This is a genomic window from Burkholderia catarinensis (genome assembly GCF_001883705.2).
In the GTDB taxonomy this organism is placed as follows: Bacteria; Pseudomonadota; Gammaproteobacteria; order Burkholderiales; family Burkholderiaceae; genus Burkholderia; species Burkholderia catarinensis.
The window spans coordinates 79635-98597 of sequence record NZ_MDEQ02000023.1 but is presented as its reverse complement, the minus strand read 5'-3'; the positions used below and the strand labels follow the sequence as shown (position 1 = coordinate 98597).

14 protein-coding genes are annotated in these 18963 nt (G+C 67.6%); 2 read left to right on the top strand and 12 right to left on the bottom strand.

The window, feature by feature from the left end; translation table 11 throughout:
* Positions 1-9: 9 nt before the first annotated feature.
* The 12 genes from BFF94_RS29275 to BFF94_RS29220 all read right to left on the bottom strand — a co-directional run bounded on the left by BFF94_RS29275 (position 10) and on the right by BFF94_RS29220 (position 16256).
* Positions 10-2289, bottom strand: coding sequence for a TcfC E-set like domain-containing protein (locus BFF94_RS29275; protein ID WP_128848281.1), 2280 nt, complete (start codon positions 2287-2289; stop codon positions 10-12).
* A 118-nt stretch (positions 2290-2407) separates the two neighbouring features.
* A complete protein-coding gene (locus tag BFF94_RS29270; RefSeq protein WP_128848284.1) occupies positions 2408-2944 on the bottom strand; it encodes a CS1 type fimbrial major subunit in 537 nt (178 codons plus the stop codon).
* Positions 2945-3450: 506 nt separating this feature from the next.
* On the bottom strand, positions 3451-4488 hold the full coding sequence (locus BFF94_RS29265; protein ID WP_128848286.1) for an acyltransferase family protein: 1038 nt from the start codon (positions 4486-4488) through the stop codon (positions 3451-3453).
* A gap of 29 nt (positions 4489-4517) precedes the next feature.
* Entirely contained in the window at positions 4518-5621 is a 1104-nt protein-coding gene (locus BFF94_RS29260) for a hypothetical protein (RefSeq protein ID WP_246637450.1), read from the bottom strand.
* Positions 5611-6912, bottom strand: a complete 1302-nt coding sequence (locus BFF94_RS29255; RefSeq protein WP_128848289.1) for an oligosaccharide flippase family protein — start codon at positions 6910-6912, stop codon at positions 5611-5613. The genes BFF94_RS29260 and BFF94_RS29255 overlap by 11 nt, the downstream gene beginning before the upstream one ends.
* A gap of 12 nt (positions 6913-6924) precedes the next feature.
* Positions 6925-8085 (bottom strand): polysaccharide pyruvyl transferase family protein, encoded by a 1161-nt coding sequence (locus tag BFF94_RS29250; protein WP_219140121.1) that lies wholly within the window; start codon positions 8083-8085, stop codon positions 6925-6927.
* A complete protein-coding gene (locus BFF94_RS29245) occupies positions 8082-9335 on the bottom strand; it encodes a glycosyltransferase family 4 protein (RefSeq protein WP_246637448.1) in 1254 nt (417 codons plus the stop codon). The genes BFF94_RS29250 and BFF94_RS29245 overlap by 4 nt, the downstream gene beginning before the upstream one ends.
* Positions 9332-11632 carry a polysaccharide biosynthesis tyrosine autokinase gene (locus tag BFF94_RS29240; protein WP_128848292.1) on the bottom strand — a complete coding sequence of 767 codons (2301 nt, stop codon included), beginning with the start codon at positions 11630-11632 and terminating at the stop codon, positions 9332-9334. The genes BFF94_RS29245 and BFF94_RS29240 overlap by 4 nt, the downstream gene beginning before the upstream one ends.
* Positions 11633-11636: 4 nt before the next feature.
* Positions 11637-12173: a low molecular weight protein-tyrosine-phosphatase gene (locus BFF94_RS29235; RefSeq protein WP_219140120.1), complete on the bottom strand. Its 537-nt coding sequence runs from the start codon at positions 12171-12173 to the stop codon at positions 11637-11639.
* On the bottom strand, positions 12170-13324 hold the full coding sequence (locus BFF94_RS29230; protein WP_219140119.1) for a polysaccharide biosynthesis/export family protein: 1155 nt from the start codon (positions 13322-13324) through the stop codon (positions 12170-12172). The genes BFF94_RS29235 and BFF94_RS29230 overlap by 4 nt, the downstream gene beginning before the upstream one ends.
* Positions 13325-13374: 50 nt before the next feature.
* A complete protein-coding gene (locus BFF94_RS29225) occupies positions 13375-14787 on the bottom strand; it encodes an undecaprenyl-phosphate glucose phosphotransferase (RefSeq protein ID WP_128841481.1) in 1413 nt (470 codons plus the stop codon).
* Between the two features lie 452 nt (positions 14788-15239).
* Complete coding sequence (locus BFF94_RS29220; RefSeq protein WP_128841480.1) at positions 15240-16256, bottom strand: 1-aminocyclopropane-1-carboxylate deaminase; 1017 nt, start codon at positions 16254-16256, stop codon at positions 15240-15242.
* Between the two features lie 194 nt (positions 16257-16450).
* Between BFF94_RS29220 and BFF94_RS29215 the strand changes: the two genes are divergently transcribed.
* Positions 16451-16951 carry an Lrp/AsnC family transcriptional regulator gene (locus BFF94_RS29215; RefSeq protein ID WP_128841479.1) on the top strand — a complete coding sequence of 167 codons (501 nt, stop codon included), beginning with the start codon at positions 16451-16453 and terminating at the stop codon, positions 16949-16951.
* A gap of 219 nt (positions 16952-17170) precedes the next feature.
* The gene (gene poxB, locus BFF94_RS29210; protein ID WP_219140118.1) at positions 17171-18892 is read left to right on the top strand and encodes a ubiquinone-dependent pyruvate dehydrogenase; all 1722 of its coding nucleotides are present in this window, start codon (positions 17171-17173) and stop codon (positions 18890-18892) included.
* The last annotated feature ends 71 nt before the right edge of the window (positions 18893-18963 follow it).

Here is an 18963-nt window from a genome sequence, read left to right as displayed (position 1 = left end):
AATACTCCGTCATTCAATGTTTTTCGGCGTGCAGCGGAAGTCGTTGCCGTCGGCATCCTTCAGGCTGCACGTGTAGCGGTGCCCGTTGCCTGCGACCGTGATGTTCGAGAGCATCGTCTTGCTCACGATCGAGAACAGGCCGTTGCGGTGGACAGCGTCACCGGTTTCTTCAACCTTCCCGCTGATCGGCTGCCCCGCGGCGTCCTTCAGGAAGCCGCTGTAGATCATGCTGATGTCGACCTTCGCCTTCGCCGAATACACCTGCCCCGGATGCGCGCGGACGATGTTTACCGGCACCTCGACGTTCATGTCGAGCTTCTCGCTGGTGCTCATCACGCGCGCGAAAGGCAGGTCGTTATACGTATTGACCGGCACCGCATAGGTGCTGTTGCCGGCCACCGGATTGCCTTCGACGTTGAAGCCGTACTTCACGCCGTCGATTTTTGGCGTGCTCAGCAGCATCGCGCTGCCGCCGTTGCTGTAACGACCGAACGCCACGCCGTCCTTGTTGGCCGCGACCATGCCGCGGTAGTTGAAGTCCAGGTTGGTCGCGCCGCCGCTGCGGCCGAGGTTCAGCGATGCATCGCCGCGCGTGCCCGAGCGGGTGCCGTACACGTTCACGCCATACTCGGCATTCACGCGGCTGCCCGTGATGCCGACGGTCGTCGTGCCGAAGCCGTCCTGGAAATCCTTGCGGTAATCGCCGCTCAATTGCGTCTGCCCGCCGGAGCGCGCCGCGCTGAAGCTCGCCTGGGTCTTTTCGAGCTGCATGGTCATGTTGAAATACACGCCATAGCCGCCGTTGTTCTGGCCGAAGCTGCCTTTTTGCACGCCCAGTGCGAAGGTGCCCCACAAGCCGTTCGGCCGGTAGTTCCAGCGCACTTCGGCCTGCTGCGTCTTGCCGAAGCCCGACTTCTGGTAGTTGTAGCCGACCGTCGCGCCGCGAACGTTGCGGCTATACGAGAAGCTCGTGCTCGGCGTGCCCGCATAGAACCGCGACACGTCGTTGTTCAGGTAGCGGCTGACCATCACGTTGCCGAGCGCCTCGCCGGACGCCGCGACGCTGATATAGCCGCCCGCCTTGCGTTCGCCGCCCAGCACGCCGAGCGTCGGCGTGACGTCGACGTTGCCGATCTTCATCGGGCGCGTGACGTTTATTTCGGTGGCCCAGTCTCCGCCGTGGCCGACGAGCGTCGACGCGTTCATGTAGAACTGGCTGAAGTTCCGGCTCACCGCGGCTTCCATCAGGAAGCCGCCCCGAACGCTCATTTCCTTGCCGGCGGTGAAATGCCATGCGTTGCCGCCGCCCGCCGCGCCGAAGTTGACGTTGTTGATCTCGCGGATTTCCTGCGTGACCACGTTGCCGTTGCGATCGACCAGGCGAACCTGCACCGAGTAGTAGCCGCCGGGCAGATCCGCGTAGCTGATTTCATTGCGGCCGAGAATGGCCGGCCGCTTCATGATGAGACGGCCGTTGCGGTAGAACTCGTAGTTGCCTTCCGCGGTAGCGTAGAGAATCAGCGAGCCGGCATTGCGATCCGCCTGAAAGTTGCTCTGGCTGCCAACGGTGACGAACTGGTCGAAGCTCGGCGACAGCAGCGTGCTGACCGAGCCCGACGCGTAGTCGATGCTGTTCTGTTTACCCGCCCGCACGTAGGTGTTGGCGAAGTTCTTCTGCAGGTAGTACGACGAAACGCCTTGCGTGCCGCTGCTTCTGCCCTGCGATTGCGTGCGGTTCGCGTACCAGTTCACGTAGCCGAAGCTGCGCGACGGCAAGCCGACCCACGTACTGCCGTTCGTGTTGACCGCGCGATAGCCGTCGGACGACGCGCGCAAGTCGAGCGACTGGTTGTTGACCAGCCCGAAAGTTGTTTCCGGCACGACGTAATCGTCGCGCGTATCGCGGATCGAGATCGACCGCTTCAGCTTGTCGATCGTGACGTAATAGCCTGCGATCTGCACGTCGCAGCCCTTGCTGCAACGCTTGTAGTCGATCTGCGAGATGACGCTGCGGATCGTATCGACATCGTCCGGCGAAATGCCGTTTGCCGCGTATTTGAGCGCGTCGAATTCGAGCGACGCCGCTTTTGCCGAATAGCTGATGAACCCGGGAAGGGTTTTGCCATTAAAGGTGGCGACATAATTCGCGCTATCGTCCAGTTCGGCCGCACTGAACCCGTCGGGTACCCCGTACGATACCTTGACCTCTGCGAACGAGTGCGATGAAACAAAAATGAATGCACCCAGCCACAGCTTGTTGAATCGAAAAGGGGCTTGATAGGCGAACACGCTAATGTCTTTTTAATGGTTTGGGATTTAAATCGGCAAGCGGACTTATCCTTGCTGATGAGATGCAAGAGTCGAAACCCGGACGGGATCCGGGCCTCGACTTCGGAGGGGAGGGGTATTACTCGGCCGGGGTCGTTGCCGTCGGCTCGAACAGCATGACCAGATCGCCGCTGTAGCTGCCGTTGGTGCTCAGCGAGCCGACTTGGGTCGGTGCCTCGACGCTGACCTTCAGGTTGTGGATTTCGTCGAAGCCGCCGTTACCCGGGACAACTTGCGTGATCTTCTTGACCGCGAGATCCTCGAGTGCCGTATCGCCTGCCGTGCTCGTCAGTGCGACCTTTACGTTCTTCATCTCGTAGTTGTTGCCGGCCATCTTCAGCGGCTGGGCCAGCGACACGTTGAAGTCGGCGTTCTTCGTCCAGACGCGGATCGGCAGCGACTTGTTGAACTTCTTCTGCGTGTAGTCTTCAGCGTCCAGCTCTTCCGACGAGTACCAGCTCGAGCCGTCCGGCTTCGACACGAAAATGCCGTCGTTGATCTGCGCGGTGAGCGTGATCTTCTTCGAAACCTGGTTGTCCGTCTTCGGTGCTGCCTGTGCCGTGCCGATCACTGCACCTGCGATACCCAGTGCGAGAACGAGTTTGCTGATTTTCATCCTAATCTCTCTGTAAAAAAGATAATTAAATATTCATCGCTTTTAAAGCGGTGAATCGAGAGTGGAGGTTGTTTTCCACAAGTGAAATTCTGAGGGAAGGGGGGTAATCGGGGCAACGAGACTAGTTCGAATATTTGTAAGATTGGCCTAGTACTTGTACTAAAGTTAAATTAATCTTCGTTGTGCGATTAATTTCCGCGTGGAATGTCAGGTGGATTTTACGTTTCAGGATCAATCGGTTGGCGGCCATCCGGCCATCCGGCCGGTGTCGTTCATGGGGCGTGCCGGCACGCGGCGGCATTTAAAGCTGGCCGCGGTCACGTGATCCGTAGCAGCGGATTCGGAGCGGAGCGAGTCGGGATGACGAAATTCCGTGCAGTGTTATCGAGGGATCTTCATTTCCGAAAATCGCAGCCTGTCGCTGCCTCGATGGCCTTCCTGAAACCACGCGCAGGCGAGCGGCCAAACAGGTATCGTGACTTCCGGAAGGCATCCGGCCGCGCTGATCAAGGCCGGGCCGTGGCGCGCTTGGTGCCGCGCAGCCGCCGGTTCAGTGCCGCGAGCATCGGCTGATCGACCCACACGTGACACGCATGGCCGGATGCGCAGACGATCGCGAGCACCGCGAGCGCGGTGGCGATGCCCTGCCAGCTTCCGAAGTCGGGCCGCACCCCGACGATCTTGCCGGCGATGCCGATCACATACGGATGCAGCAGGTAGATCGAATAGCTGGCCGCGCCCAGGCGGGCCACGGTCGCATTCCGGATCGTCCGTCCGCGCAGGTCGAGCGCGACCAGCGCAACGATGAACAGACACGCGGAGCCACCCCACCCGACGGCGCGCGCCAACCCCGCGGGCGTGCCCGTCAGCGCGTGGACCAACGGTATCGCCGCGAGGCTCGCGGCGGCGACGGCGACCCAGGTCTCTGTCGGTATCCGGCCGACGGCACGACTTTGCAGCGTCCGGTAGGCGAGCACGCCGAAACCGAACTCGAGCACGAACGGCGTGCCGAGATGGCTCATGACCGCGCCGGCAGGACCACCGGCGGCGACATACGCGCAAAACAGCGCGAGCAGCAGCGCGGCGAACGCGGTCGCATGGCGGGCGCGCACGAGCGCGAGCGACGCCGCGATCACGACGTAGAACAGCATTTCGTATTCGAGCGTCCAGCCGTTCAGGTTCAGCGGCCCCCAATGTCCGTTTGCCTTGACGTACGGGATGAACAGCAGCGACTTCAGCAGATAGTCGAGGCCGGCCGTCGTCGAGTTCAGCCACTGGGGACGCACGAGCGCGATCGCGAAGACGCCGAGCGTGGTCAGCCAGTAGAGCGGCACGATCCGGATCAGGCGCTTGCGCAGGAAATCGCGCCCTTCGCGCGGCGCCACGCAGGACATGATGAATCCGCTGATCACGAAGAACACGTCGACGCCGGCCTGGCCGGACGGCAGCATGCCCATGTGGTAGCCGACGACCGCGAGCGCGGCAAGCGCCCGCGCGCCCTGGATGTTCTGAAAGACGACGGGTTGCCGTGCAGGGGTGGGCATGTCCGAATCCGGTTTCGATGGCGGGGCCGTCATTCGCCGGCGACGATCCGGTGCGTGCCGGGTCGGCCGTCCGGTTCCGGTGCGCGAGGACGGGCAGGGGCGTGCGGCGCCCGGCCGTGCGATCCGAATCCCGCGAACTGAATGGCGCACAGCAGCGCGACGCTGGACAGATGCCGCATGTAGCTGCCGAGATCGGGCTCGAACAGCATCGATACCGCGACATGGCCGACGACGACGCACGCGAGCAGGTCGCGGGCCGGATGCGCGTCACGACGCGCGCGGCGCCACACGGTGGCCAGCGCGATCGCGATGAACAGTTGCATCGCGAGCTCCTTCGGCCCCGGCGAGAACAGCACGGGCAGATTCAGGCGCAGCACCGCGTACAGGTAGTTCGCGCAGAAGCCGATGAACGAATCCGGCGCGACCGGGTTGTGGAAACTGGTGCGCGCGCCGAACGGCGAACCGTATGCGAGGTAGTCGGCTGCGATGTCGCGCGGATGCTGCAGCAGGTAATACAGATCGGCCGGCAGCAGGAACAGCGCGACGGGTGCGGCGATCATCATCAGCACCCGGCCGCGCGAGGACGCCTGCCGGAACAGGAACGCGGCGAGCGCGATCGCGAGGATCAGCGCGAAATAGCTGCGCACGACGGCTGCGTAGCCGGCATACAGCGCGACGGTCGCGACGAGTGTCGACCCCGTCGAGTGGCGCCGCGCGACGCGAGCCAGCACGATCGCGATCAACACGACGAACGTGTCCTTGCCCGCGACGAACAGATTGAAGAACACGCACGGTGCAAGCAGCACGAGGCTCGCCGCCAGCGAGCCGACGCGGCGGCTTTCGCCGATCATGCGCCAGATGAACAGCGCGCCGACCGCCGCGACGAAGAGATGGGTGCCGGTCGTGCCGAGCATCGCGTAGAACCGCGCGACGGCGTCGAACGACGTGCCTTCGTAGGTGCTACCGCCGCCGATCTGGCTCTGGATCTTCTCCGCGTCGCGGAACACGAACTCGGGCAGAAGCGCGCCCGCCTTCGCATAGATGCCCCAGTAGGCGAGCACGGCCAGCGCAGCGACGGCGCGCACGAGCCCCCGGCTGAGGGCGGGGCCGCCGGCGATCAGGTTACGCAGCATCGGACGTCGCCTCCGGATTCGTGCGCGGCGTGTGCGTCGCCGTGCCGCGCGTGACGACCAGCGCAAGCGCCGCGGCGATCCCGGCGCTTGCCGCGAGATGTACGAACGCCGCGCCGGTGGCGCCCGCATCCGCGATCAGGCGCCACGCGAACGGCAGATACAGCAGCGCGACCGCCGCCATCGACAGCAGTGCCGCGATCCCGGTGCGCAGCGCGATCGCGGCGGTCCACAGCACGTCCGCGACCGATCGCAGTACGAACGACAGGAGCAGCACCGCGAGCAATACGACGTCGTTCGGGCCCACCGGCTCGTGCGCGAGCCGGAACACGTCGCGATGCACGACGAGGATCGCGGCCGCCGCGAGGATCGTGACGGCCGCGCTCGCCACCGCCGCGCGCATCAGTTGCCGGGGAAACGCGTCGGGCGTGTCGGCCAGCGTGCGGACGAAGCGCGGGCCGGCCGTGACGACGACCGTCGTGAACGCGACCGCCTGCACGGCATTCGCGATCGACCACGCAAACACATAGCGGCCGAGCGCGTCGGCGCCCAGGTGTGCGCCGGCGATGAATCGCTCCGCATATTGCAGCGTCGCCAGGATGACCCCCGCGACGTAGAACGGCATGCCGTGGCGCCATACCGCGAACATGCCGTGCAGAAGCGGTGTGCGATCGGGCGGACGGGCATGGCGCGCGTTCCGCGAGAGCGCGCCGATGCGGCGCCACGCGATGACGACGACGCATGCATTGCTCGCGAACCACAGCACGAAGACCGCTTCGATCGAGCGCAGCACGCCCGTGAACAGGCCCGCGCACGCGATGCCCGCCCACGCGCCGGTGCGGACGAACAGCAGCAGCGAACCGGCGCGCGGGCGATGCAGCGAGAACATCCACGAATTGGCTTCGAATGCCGCATGCTCGGACAGCGCGACGAGCAGCACGCACCACGCCAGCAGCGGCGGCAGGCCGAACGTACCGAACACATCGAACGCATCGGCCGTCGGGGGGCTCAGCGTCGCGGCGGCGAGCAGCGCGCCGAGCAGCAGATAGAGCGCGCCGTACACCGCGCCGAGCACGCGCGCCTCGCGCAGCGCCGGCGATGGGTCGGCTTCGCTGAGCCGCCGGTTGAGTTCCGGACTGAAGCCGAGCCCGAGCACCTTCGACGCAATGACGGATGCGGCCACCGCGAGCCCGTAGGCGCCGACCGCGTCGAAGCCGAGCGTGCGCGCGACGACGAGCGCCAGCGCGAATTTCATGGCGAGCGTGGCGAATCTGAGGAGGAGGCGAACAAGCATGCAATGGTCCGTTCAGGGGTGCGCGTGCCGGGCGGCGCGCAAGGTGTCGAGCACGCGTTCGCGGCCGGCACGGATCCGCGCGAATCCGGCCTGGGCGGCTTGCCAGAACGCAGCGGCCGCATCGGGTGCGAGCACGGTGCGCGCGACCTGCTCGGGATCGAAGTTCGCGCCGTTGACGACCCAGCCGCCGAGCCGCATGTCGGCATACGCGCCGAAGCCCTTGCGCTCGTAGCTGAGATGAAACGCGGGAACGCCGTGCAGCACCGCTTCCAGCGCGCCGTGCAGGCGAACCGAGATCACCCGGTCCGGCCTGTCGCGCTCGAGCAGCGTCCTGAGCGGCACGAGTTCGTCGTGGATGCCGATGCCGCGGTAATACGCGACGTCGTCGTTGCCGCGGCCGGTGCTCTGCACCGCGAAGGTGATCCGGCACGAGGCGCGCACCTGCTCGACGAGCCGTGCGATCGATGCGTCGTAGCGCTTGCGTCGCGCGCGGTCCCAGGCCGGCGCGCGGCGCAGCACGAACGCGACGTGGCGGACCGGGCCGTCTGCCTGCGCGGCGCGCCGCAGGATCTCGTCGCCGCGGTGTCCGAACTCGAGGACGGCGAGGTCGGGCGCCCGCCGCGCATTGGGGTTGGCGGCGAGAAACGCGGACGAGCGGTCGTCGCGCACGAAGACCGTATCGAACGACGCGAGCAACCGGCGCAGATGGGCGCCAACGGGCAGCGCCGGCTCCGCCGGGCCGATGCTTTGCGGCAGATACACGACGGGCTTGCCGGATGCGCGCGCCGCGCGCATCTGCAGCAGATGGCCGGCTTCCAGCCTGAGCGCCTCGATCGGGTTGCGCGCGCGCAGATAGCCGCCGCCGACGCCGGCGATCAGGTCGACGTCGTCGAGCAGGCGGCGCAGTTCGGTCAGCCGTTCGTTCGCGCGGACCGGCAGCAACGCGCCGGCCGCGCCGATCCAGCGGCCGGTGCCGTGCGCCGCCAGCACCGGGGCCGCGCGGACGTCGTCGTAGGCGGGAAACGACGCGGGATCAGCCGCGACGATCGACACGCGGGTCGCATCGCCGAACGCCTCCTTCAGCAGCTTGACCGACAGGTCGACCAGCAGGCCGTCCCCGGAATTGCACGCGCTGTACGCGTGCAGCAATGCGACGTGGGTCGTCGAGGTCATTCGGCTTCCTTGCCAACGAGGGTGCGGTAAAGGTCGAGCGTGCGACGGACCATCGTCGCGGCGGAGTAGTGTTCGAGCGCCGGCGCGCAGTTCGCGCGCATTCGGTTGCGCAGCGCGGCATCGCCCGCGAGCGTCACGACGGCGTGCTTGAAGTCGGTGGTGTCGTCGTCGTTCGGCAGCACGAGGCCGATCTCCCGCATGCGAATCAGTTCGGCGGCGCCGGCCACGTTCGATGCGACGATCGGCACACCCGCGGCCATCGCCTCCAGGCACACGTACGGAAAGCCTTCGTAGCGGCTCGGCAGCGCGAACAGGTCGAATGCGGAGAAGTAGCGGCCCGCGTGCGCCAGCGTGCCGACGACGCGCAGGTTCGGCGGCACGTCGTCGGCGTCGGAGCCGGCCGCCGCGGCGAAGTCGCCGGGGCCGATGACGACGAACCGCACCGCGCGGCCGCACTGCCGATACACGCCGCGCGCGATCCGCACGAGGCGATCCACGCCTTTCTGGTAATCGAGGCGGCCGACGAAGCCGACGACGAGCGCATCGTCCGGCAGGCCGAGCGCGCGCCGCGCTTCGTCGCGAGGCATCAGCGCGGGCGGCGCCACGCCGTTGGCGATCGTGTCGATGCGCCGCGCGGGAATGCCGAGCACGTCGTGCAGGTGCGCGGCTTCGTCGCGCGATACCGCGACGATCCGATCCGTGCCCCGGCGTCCGAGCTGACGCTCGATCGCGCCGTAAAAGCGCCGCTGACGGCTGCTCAGCGATGGATTGAGCGTGTACACCGCATGCGGCGTATAGACGTGCCGCCACGGCCCGCGGCACAGGCGCGCGATCGCGCCGGCCTTCGAGCTGTGAGCGTGGACGACGTCGGGGCGCAGGCGCAGCAGCAGCCGGTAAACATGGGAGACCGCGATCGCGTCGCGCCAGCCGACCGCGCGCTGCATCGGCACCCGATGTACCGACGTGCAACGCGCGAGGATGCCCGCATCGAGTATCGACGCGTCGAACCGGGGCCCCTGCGGCACGATCAGGTGCAGCTCGATTCCGTCGTGTGTGCTCAGGCCATCGATCAGATCGGCGAGGTGAACGGCGACGCCGCCGCCCGCGGCTTCGACGACGAGCACGACGCGCAAGGTCGGGCGCGGCGCATCCGCCACGCCGGCCTGACGCGGGTGCCCGTTGGGGGCCGGAGCAGGCGTGCGTCCGGTGTCGCGACGGACGATGCGGCCGGATTCGATCATGTCGCTCATCGCCCGCCTCCTTGCCGCATGCGGCCGGCGAACGCACGCAGCGCGCGCCGGACGGGCGAGGCCGCGCCGTGTTCGGACGGCGCGTAGCTGTATTGCATGTAGCGGTAGCCGCCATACCGCGCGCCATACCGGCCGGCGCGGGGATCGACGCCGTTGAGCAGCACGCCGCTGGTCGCGACGCCGTTGTGCGCGAGGCGCCGGGTTGCCTCGTCGAGCTCGGCGACGCGCGTCGAGCCGGCGCGCGCGACGAGCAGTACCGCGCCCGCGTGACGGCCGAGCACGACGGCGTCGGTCACCGCGAGAATCGGCGCGGAATCGATCACGACCGCGTCGTAGCGCGCCGAGAGCCTGTCGATCACCGCGGCGATTCGCGCGCCGACCAGCAGCTCGGCGGGATTCGACGGCAACGCGCCGGTTGCGATGAAGTCGAGATTCGGCACGACGTTCGCATGAATCACGTCGTCGTCCGGTGCTTCGCTGCCCGATACGAGCTCCGTGAAGCCGCGCTCGCGCGCGACGCCGAAATGGTCGTGCAGATGGCCCTTGCGCAGGTCACCGTCGACGAGCAGCACGCGCGTGCCGTTCGCGGCAAGCAGCGCCGCGAAGTTCGCGGCCACGAACGACTTGCCCGCGCCCGGCGCCGGCCCGCTCAGCAGCAGCACGTTGTTGCGCGCGCCCTGCATCGCGAAGTGCAGCGCGGTGCGCAGGCTGCGCAGGCTCTCGACCGCCGGCTCGTGCGGCTGGCAGGCGCTCAGCAGATGGAGCCCGGGTGCATGTGCGGCCATCCGCCGGGCGATCTGCCGCTGGCCCGGGGAATCGGGAATCGTCGCGTAGACGCTCAGGCCGAGGCGCTGCTCGATCTCGTCGGCGCTGCCCACGCCGCCGAACAGGAAGTCGCGCGCGAACGCGAGCGCGGTGCCGAGCAGCAGGCCGAGCAGCGCGGCCGCGCCGATCACGACCGGGCGGTTCGGGCGGACGGGATCCTCGGGCGCGATCGGCGCGTCGACGAGCCGCACGCTGCCGGTCTTGCCCGCCTTGACGAGCTCGAGCTGCTGCGCGTTCGCGAGCAGCGCCGTATAGAGATCGGTGTCGACCTTCACGTCGAGCATCAACCTCACCGCTTTCTGCTGGAGGTCGGGCAGGTGCTTGACGTCGCGGTCGAAGGCTTGCTGCTGGCGCTCCAGCGTCGCGATCTGCGCGCCGAGCGCGAGCATGTCGGGATGGCCCGGCGCGAAGCGCGACGCCATGTCGTCGCGTTTCTGCCGGAGTTCCAGCTCGCGGATCTTCGCGTCGGCGGCCTGCTGCAGGATCAGCTTCGATTCTTCGGCGAGATCGATCGTGCCGTTCGCGTTGCGCATGTCGGTGTAGCGCTGCTCGGCGCCCTCCAGCTGCTTCTTCAGGACCGGAAGCTGCTGGTTGAGAAAGGCGAGCGACTGAGCCGCCTCGGCGGACTTGCGCTCGATGTTCTGGTGGATGTAGTGATGCGCGATCTCGCGCAGTTCCGCCTGCACGCGCAGCGGATCCGGGCCGCGCAGCGTCGCGACGATCACGCCCGACTGCTTGATCTTTTCCTGCACGTCGAGCGCGCGGCGCAGCGTGTCGATCGTCTCGGCGCGCGAATGGCGCACGAGCGTGAAGCGCGTGCCCGGGTTCGCGTCGATGCGCGTGACGTGGATGTCGATCGGGCCGTACGCGGTCTCGAAGTGCGCCGCGCGGCCGACGTGCCCGGTGACGGGCGCGGGCAGGTCGGCGCCCGACAGCCGGTAGCGGCCTTCGTCGAGCAGCGTCAGGTCGAAGCGATTGCCTTCGAGCGGCTTCGGCACATCGAAGCGGGCCAGTTCGGCGCGCTCGTCGCCCCACGCGTAGCCGCCGAGGCCGAGCACGCCCGGGCGGGCAACGCCGGTGTTCAGGCGCGAGATGAAATCGCCGACCACCGGAAAGCGCTTCGGCTGCACGGCGATATAGCTGCGCAGCGAGTCGACGGCGCGCGTGACGACGAGGCGCGACGCGAGGATCTGCACTTCGGCCGCCGCGGACGATTTGACGTCGAACAGCGACGATACGTCGCCGAGCAGGCTCTTCGCGGCGGATGCGTCGCCGCTGTCCTCGACCTGCACGAGGATGTCGGCCTGGTAGAGCGGATGGCTGAGAAACGCGTACAGCGTGCCGGCGGCGACGCACGCGGCGGTCACGAGCGCGATCAGCCAGCGCTGGGAGACGAGCACGTCGAGCACGGCGGCGAGAGAGATCTCGTCGGCGCGCTCGGGCCCGTGCTGGGGCGAATGGAGAGAGGTCATCGGTTCAGTCCGGAAATGGCCGTGCGGAGGGAGGCGGCCCCGAAGGGCCGTCCGGCGAGGTGGCGGCAGGTTGTGCGGCCGGCGGCGCGACGCGCGCGCACCAGCAATCGACGCCGCGCTCGATCAGCGCGAGGCTGTGTTCGAAGGCCGTGCGCGGGCCGAGATACGGATCCGGCACGTCGAAGCCCGCACCGGCGCCGCCGGGCGCCGGGCAGAATTCGCCGAGCCGGTAGACGCGGCCGCACAGAGCCGGATCGCGGCGCACGAGCCAGCGCTGCTGGTCGCGGTCCATCGTCAGGATCAGGTCGGCCCGCGCGCCGAGCGCCGGCGGCAACCGGCGCGCGCGATGCGCGGCGAGATCGAGACCGCGATCGCGCATCAGCGCGACCGCGTGCGGATCGGCGGGATGTCCGTCGAGCGCGCCGATGCCGGCCGACTGCACGTCGACGCCCGGCAGGCGGGCGCGCAACAACGCCTCCGCCATCGGGCTGCGGCAGACGTTGCCGACGCACACGACGAGCAAGGTGGTCACGGCGATCATTTGACGGCGAGCGCCGCGGTGGCGCTCGTGGTGACGCCCGGCAGCAGCAGGCTCAGCACGCGGCTGAAGCGCACGAGGCTGCTGCCGTCCACGTAGACGACATCCTTCGGCTGCAGCTCGAACTCGTTGGCGAGCACCATCGACACCGGCGAGCGCGCGTCGAGGTGGAACACCTGCGGCGCGTCCGTCTGCGAGCCGCGGATCACGAACATCTGCGCGGCGTCGGCGGTGTTCGCGTTCACGCTGCCGGCCTGCGACAGCGCATCGGACAGCGTCAGCCGGCCGTCGCGCAGCGGCAGCGCGAGCGACGGCTTGTTGACTTCGCCCATCACGTACACGCCGTAGTCGCTGCGCGCCGGCACGTGCAGCAGATCGCCGGCCGCGAGCACGATGTCCGCGGGGTTGCGCCCGTGGCGCAGCATCTGCGTGAGGTCGAGCGGATGGGAGCGGCCGCCGCGCACGAGCGTCAGGCGGCTCTGGTCGGCGGACGGGTTCATCCCGCCGGCGCGCCCGAGCGCTTCGTAGAGCGTCATCGGCACGTCGTTGACCGGTTGCCCGCCCGGCGTGTGCACTTCGCCGTCGATATAGACCTGCTTGGAGCGGAACGACGCGACCCGCAGCGTGACCTGGGGATCGCGATAGACATGCGCGAGCGCGGCGGCGATGCGTGCCTGGGCGGCGTCGGCCGTCAGGCCGGCAACCGGCACCGCGCCGGCGAACGGGAACGACAGGTTGCCTTTCTGATCGACGACGAAGCCGGCGACGGGGTCGGCGGCGCGCGACGCGTTCGGCGGCGCGGCGCCGTGCGCCGCCGCGAGTTCGGGGTGATCCCAGACCGTGATCTGCAGCACGTCGCCGGCGCCGATCCGGTACGCGGCGGGCGGCGCGGCGAGCTGGCCCGCCTGCGCCGCCTGCTGCCGCGCGGCCTGCGCGTTCAGCGTACGGACGAGCGCGGCGTCGATCGTCGTGATTCGATAGGGCAGCGGTTCGCCCGCAGGCTGCGCGCCCGCCGCGGACGGCTGCGGCTCGCTCATCCGCATGCCGGGGGCAAGCGCGCACGCGGACAGCGTGACGCTGAGCGCGGCCGCAAGCAACAGGCGGGCGCCGGACGGGCGCGGTTGTCCGATCCGTTCGGTCACGGCGGTTTTCATATGGAGTCCTCTTGATGATTCGGCGCCACGCGCGGCGACGCACCGACGCGTCAGTACGCGTTGCTGTGGGTCCAGCCGTGCGTGGCGGTGGCCATGACGATGCGCATGTCGAGTGCGAACGACCAGTTGCGCAGGTAGTAGAGATCGGCTTCCACGCGCCGCCGCATCTTCTCGACGCGATCGGTTTCGCCGCGCAGGCCGTTGATCTGCGCCCAGCCGGTGATGCCGGGCTTGACGCGATAGCGATGGATGTAGCCGTCGACGATCTTCTGGTAGAGCGTGTCGTGCTCGATCGCGTGCGGCCGCGGTCCAACCACGGACATGTCGCCGCGCAGCACGTTGATGAACTGCGGCAGTTCGTCGAGACTCGTGCGGCGCAGGAACGCGCCGATCCGCGTTACGCGGGGATCGCCGTGCGTTGCCTGCGGGACATCGCCGGCGGCCTCGGCGTGAACCCGCATCGTGCGGAACTTGTAGATCGTGAAAGCGTGGCCGTCCGCGCCCATGCGCCGCTGGCGGAACAGGGCGGGGCCCGGCGACGACAGCTTGATCGCCGCCGCGATCGCGAGCAGCAGCGGGGCTGCCGCGATCAGCACCGCCGCGGCGAACAACCGGTCGAAGATGGCCTTCTGGAGCAGCGCGCGGGGCGACAGCGGCGACGCGACCAGGTTGATCGCAGGCGCGCCGGCCAGATCGATCATCTCGCCGTCGAACATGGCGAGCTGGCTGACGTCGGGCATGAACCGGACGTTCACGAGATCGTGCCGGAAGGTGTCCAGCACGCGGATGACGCCGCCTACCTCGGTGATGGGCAGCGCGATCCACACTTCCTGGATCGCATGCGTGCGGACATGCGCGGCAAATTCATCGAGTGCCTGGAACATGCGGATGTCGTCCGTATCCCTGCGCGGGGAGCGATGCGGATCGAGCACGGCCATGGCGCGATAAGGCGAGCCCGACTGGGCGATCCGTTCGAGGATGGCGGAGGAATGCGTGGCGCCGCCGACGATCGCCACCCGACGTTCCGGCTTGTCCGTGCCGGCCACGCGACGCCACACGCGACAGGCAACGAGCCGCGACGACGCGAGCGCGGCACCGCTGGCGATCGCCCACAGCACGTACCAGCCGACCGGTACGAACAGCGGCGCATAGAGCGCCCGCGTGACGAGTGCCGCACATGCCTGGGCGAGCGCCCATGCGACGCAGGTTCGAATCGCCAGGCCGAACGCCGAATGGTCGCGGGTCGCGCGATAGGCGCCGAATGCCGGGAACAGCACCATCGCGAATGTTGCCGCCGACGCGACGAGCGCCGCTTCGGCGGATGCCGGATCGCCGTTGCCCGGCAGAACCATTGCCACGCCCAGCGCGCTGAAAGCAATCAGCGCGACGTCCGACAGACGCGCAAGCAGCCCTGCGGCTGCCGATGGTGCGCTTGCCCATCGTTCCTTGAGTGCCGTCTGCATATACCTTTTCCATGCTGTTGAATGCATGCGTTCACCGCTTCGCATGACGCACGACGCGCGATGCAGCGTGCACCGATGAACACGGTGCATCGCTGCCGCTTCCGCTTCGCTGGAATGTCAAACGAGGAGGTGAAACGCGGTTTGCCTGATCGGAAGACCGTTGGCGCCGCGGTTGCATCGTTTAAATACGGAACGATGCGTATGGAGGTGGGTGTGCGATGCGGCGATCAACGAGACCGATGTTGATTTTCGGAAAAGGAGGCGATGATTTAAATCAGACGAGTACTAATGTTGGGTGGGTTCTTATGGCTCTTGTCCGAAATGCGGAATATTCGATTAGGAGCAGTCCGTATCTTGATGGGAGAACGACTGGTGATCTGCGGCGAGACGACGCGACGACGGGCCGGCTGGCCGCTGCTTCGACCACCCGGCCCGTATTGCGCGGCTGCGCGTCAGCCGTCGCGGAAGATGAAGCTGTACGCGCTCAGCGCCGGCGCGCCGCCGAGATGCGCATACAGCACTTTCGACCCCGGTTCGAATTCCCCGCGCCGCACCTTGTCGATCATCCCGTGCATCGATTTCCCTTCATAGACGGGATCGGTCAGCATGCCTTCCAGCCGCGCGCACAGCCGAATCGCTTCGAGCGTGCCGTCGTTCGGCAGCCCGTATTCGGGGCCGGCGTAGCGCGTGTCGAGCACGACGTCCTGCTCGACGATATCGCGCCCCAGGTCGACCAGCCCGGCCGTATGCCGCGCGATGCGCGTGATCTGCTCGCGCGTGCGCTCGGGCGTCGCCGATGCATCGATGCCGATCACGCGGTCGGCGCGCCCGTCGGCCGCGAAGCCGACGACCATGCCGGCCTGCGTGCTGCCCGTCACCGAGCACACGACGATGTAGTCGAACCTGAAACCGAGCTGCGCTTCCTGCGCGCGCACCTCCTCCGCGAAGCCGACGAAGCCGAGCCCGCCGAGCGGATGCTCCGAGCAGCCGGCCGGAATCGGATAAGGCTTGCCGCCGGCCTGCCGCACGCTCTTCATCGCGTCCTCCCAGCTTCGGCGGATGCCGATGTCGAAGCCGTCGGACACGAGCCGCACGTCGGCGCCCATCATGCGCGACAGCTGGATGTTGCCGACCCGGTCGTACACCGGATCGTCATGGTTGACCCAGTGCTCCTGCACGAGCACGCATTTCATCCCGAGATGCGCGGCGACGGCGGCGACCTGCCGCGTCTGGTTCGATTGCACGCCGCCGATCGATACGAGCGTGTCCGCACCCTGCGCGAGCGCGTCGGGGACGAGGTATTCGAGCTTGCGTGTCTTGTTACCGCCGAACGCGAGGCCGCTGTTGCAGTCCTCGCGTTTCGCATACAGCTCGACCTTGCCGCCGAGGTGCGCGCTCAGGCGCTTGAGCGGCTGGATCGGCGTGGGGCCGAACGTCAGCGGATAACGGGGGAAGCGTTGCAGGTTCATCGACGTGCTCCGGAAAGGCGGTGGATGGGAAACCGGTCGTGCTTCGGGCGTGGCTGGCGCGCCGCGTGCCGATCGAAAAATGATAGGCAGGACGACGAGAAATGAGCTTGCGAAATAGCTGTCGCTGCCCTACGTTATCGTCGATATTCACGTTGCATAAGCAATTCCGGTTCGCTGGAACGGAGACTGACGCAATGAAATTAGAACGAAAGGACGCATCGTCGGCCGATGCCGCACCGGCGCTCGATCGCATCGACCGCGCGATCCTCCGGCAATTGCAGCAGGACGCGTCGATCTCGAACGTCGCGCTCGCCGCGAAGGTGAAGCTGAGCGCGCCGGCATGCCTGCGGCGCGTGGAGCGGCTGAAGGAAATGGGGCTGATCCGCGGCATCGTCGCGCTGCTCGACCCGAAACCGCTCGGCGCCGGGATGCTGGTCGTGATCGGCTTCGTGCTCGACCGCTCGACGCCGGAAGCGTTCGCCGCGTTCGAGAAGGCCGCGCAGAAAGTGTCGGGCTGCGTCGAATGCCACGTCGTGACCGGCGAGTTCGACTACTTCATGCTGGTGCGCACGCGCGACAACGAGAGTTTCAACCGGCTGCATGCCGAGCAACTGCTGTATCTGCCGGGCGTGCGGCAGGTGCGGTCGTTCATGGTGCTCAAGGAGATCCTGTCGACGCATGCGCTGCCGCTGTAGGCGCGTGCGTCCGGCGAACGCGCGCCAACCGGTTCGTCGGCCAACGAACCCGCGACGGTTGCCCGACCCCGTCGAACGGGGCTGAACGAAACGCGCGGAAGCGGGATTCACGGTCACGACGCGTCGTGAACCGATCGCGTATGCTCGTCCCGTCGGCGGCGATGGTGGCCGCCGGAGCCGGTTCATGCATGTGACGACACATCCACGAGTGAGGACATCATGGCAAGACAGACGATGGCGGAATACCTGGCGAAGACGCTTGCGGCGGCGGGCGTCGAGCGCATCTGGGGCGTGACGGGCGACAGCCTGAACGGCCTGTCGTACAGCCTGGGCCAGATCGGCTCGATCCGCTGGATGCACACGCGCCACGAGGAAAGCGCCGCGTTCGCGGCCGGCGCGGATGCCGCGTCGACCGGGCGGCTCGCGGTGTGCGCGGGCAGCTGCGGCCCCGGCAACCTGCACCTGATCAACGGGCTGTACGACTGTCACCGCAATCACCAGCCGGTGCTCGCGATCGCCGCGCACATCCCGTCGACCGAGATCGGTCTCGGCTACTTCCAGGAAACCCATCCGCAGGAACTGTTCCGCGAATGCAGCCACTTCGCCGAACTCGTGACCAACGCTTCGCAGTTCCCGCGCGTGCTCGCGCGCGCGATGCGCACCGCGATCGACGAGCGCGGCGTCGCGGTGATCGTGCTACCGGGCGATATCGCGCTCGGCGACGGCCCGGAAGAGCTGCCTGCGTGGAGCGAATCGTCGCCGCCGTCGATCCTGCCGGCGGACGCCGATCTCGACCGGCTCGCGGCGCTGCTCAACGGCTCCGACGCGGTGACGCTGCTGTGCGGCAGCGGCACGCAGGGCGCGCACGACGAGGTGGTCGCGCTGGCCGACACGCTCGGCGCGCCGGTCGTGCATGCGCTGCGCGGCAAGCAGTTCGTCGAATGGGACAACCCGTTCGACGTCGGGATGACGGGGCTGATCGGCTTCAGCTCCGGCTATCACGCGATGGAATCGTGCGACACGCTGGTGATGCTCGGCACGGATTTCCCGTACCGGCCGTTCTATCCGGCGAGCGCGAAGGTCGTGCAGATCGACTGGAAGGGCTCGCAGCTCGGCCATCGCGCACCGCTCGCGCTCGGCCTCGTCGGCACCGTGAAGGAAACGATCGCGGCGCTGCTGCCGCGCCTCACGCGCAAGACGCAGCGGCGCTTCCTCGAGAACGCGCTGAAGCACTACGCGGCCGCGCGCAAGGGGCTCGACGATCTCGCGGTGGCCGAGCCGCCGGGCCGCGCGATCCATCCGCAATACCTGACGAAGATCGTCGACGAAGTCGCGGCGGAAGACGCGATCTTCACGGCCGACGTCGGCACGCCGACGCTGTGGGCCGCGCGCTACCTGACGATGAACGGCAAGCGGCAACTGCACGGCTCGTTCAACCACGGCTCGATGGCGAACGCGATGCCGCAGGCGCTCGGCGCGCAGGGCGCGCATCCGGGGCGGCAGGTGGTGTCGCTGTCCGGCGACGGCGGGCTGTCGATGCTGCTCGGCGACCTGCTCACCGCACGCCAGCTCAACCTGCCGATCAAGATCGTCGTGTACAACAACAGCCTGCTCGGCTTCGTGTCGATGGAGCTGAAGGCGTCCGGCTATCTCGATACGAACGTCGACCTGAGCCCGACCGATTTCGCGGCGATCGCGAAGGGCGCGGGCATCTTCAGCGTGCGCGTCGAGCATTCGGAGAACGTCGAGCACGCGTTGCGCATGGCGTTCGAGCATGACGGGCCGGCCGTCGTCGACGTCGTCACGTCGAAATACGAGCTCGCGATGCCGCCGAAGATCGAGATCGCGCATGCGAAGGGCTTCAGCCTGTTCATGCTGCGGGCGATCCTCAGCGGGCGCGGCGACGAGATCGTCGAGCTGGCGAGAACCAACCTGCGGTGATGCGGCGTAGCGCATCGACGAACGCTTTGGGGTGCGTTCGTCCCCGCTGTACAAGTTGAACAATACGAAAA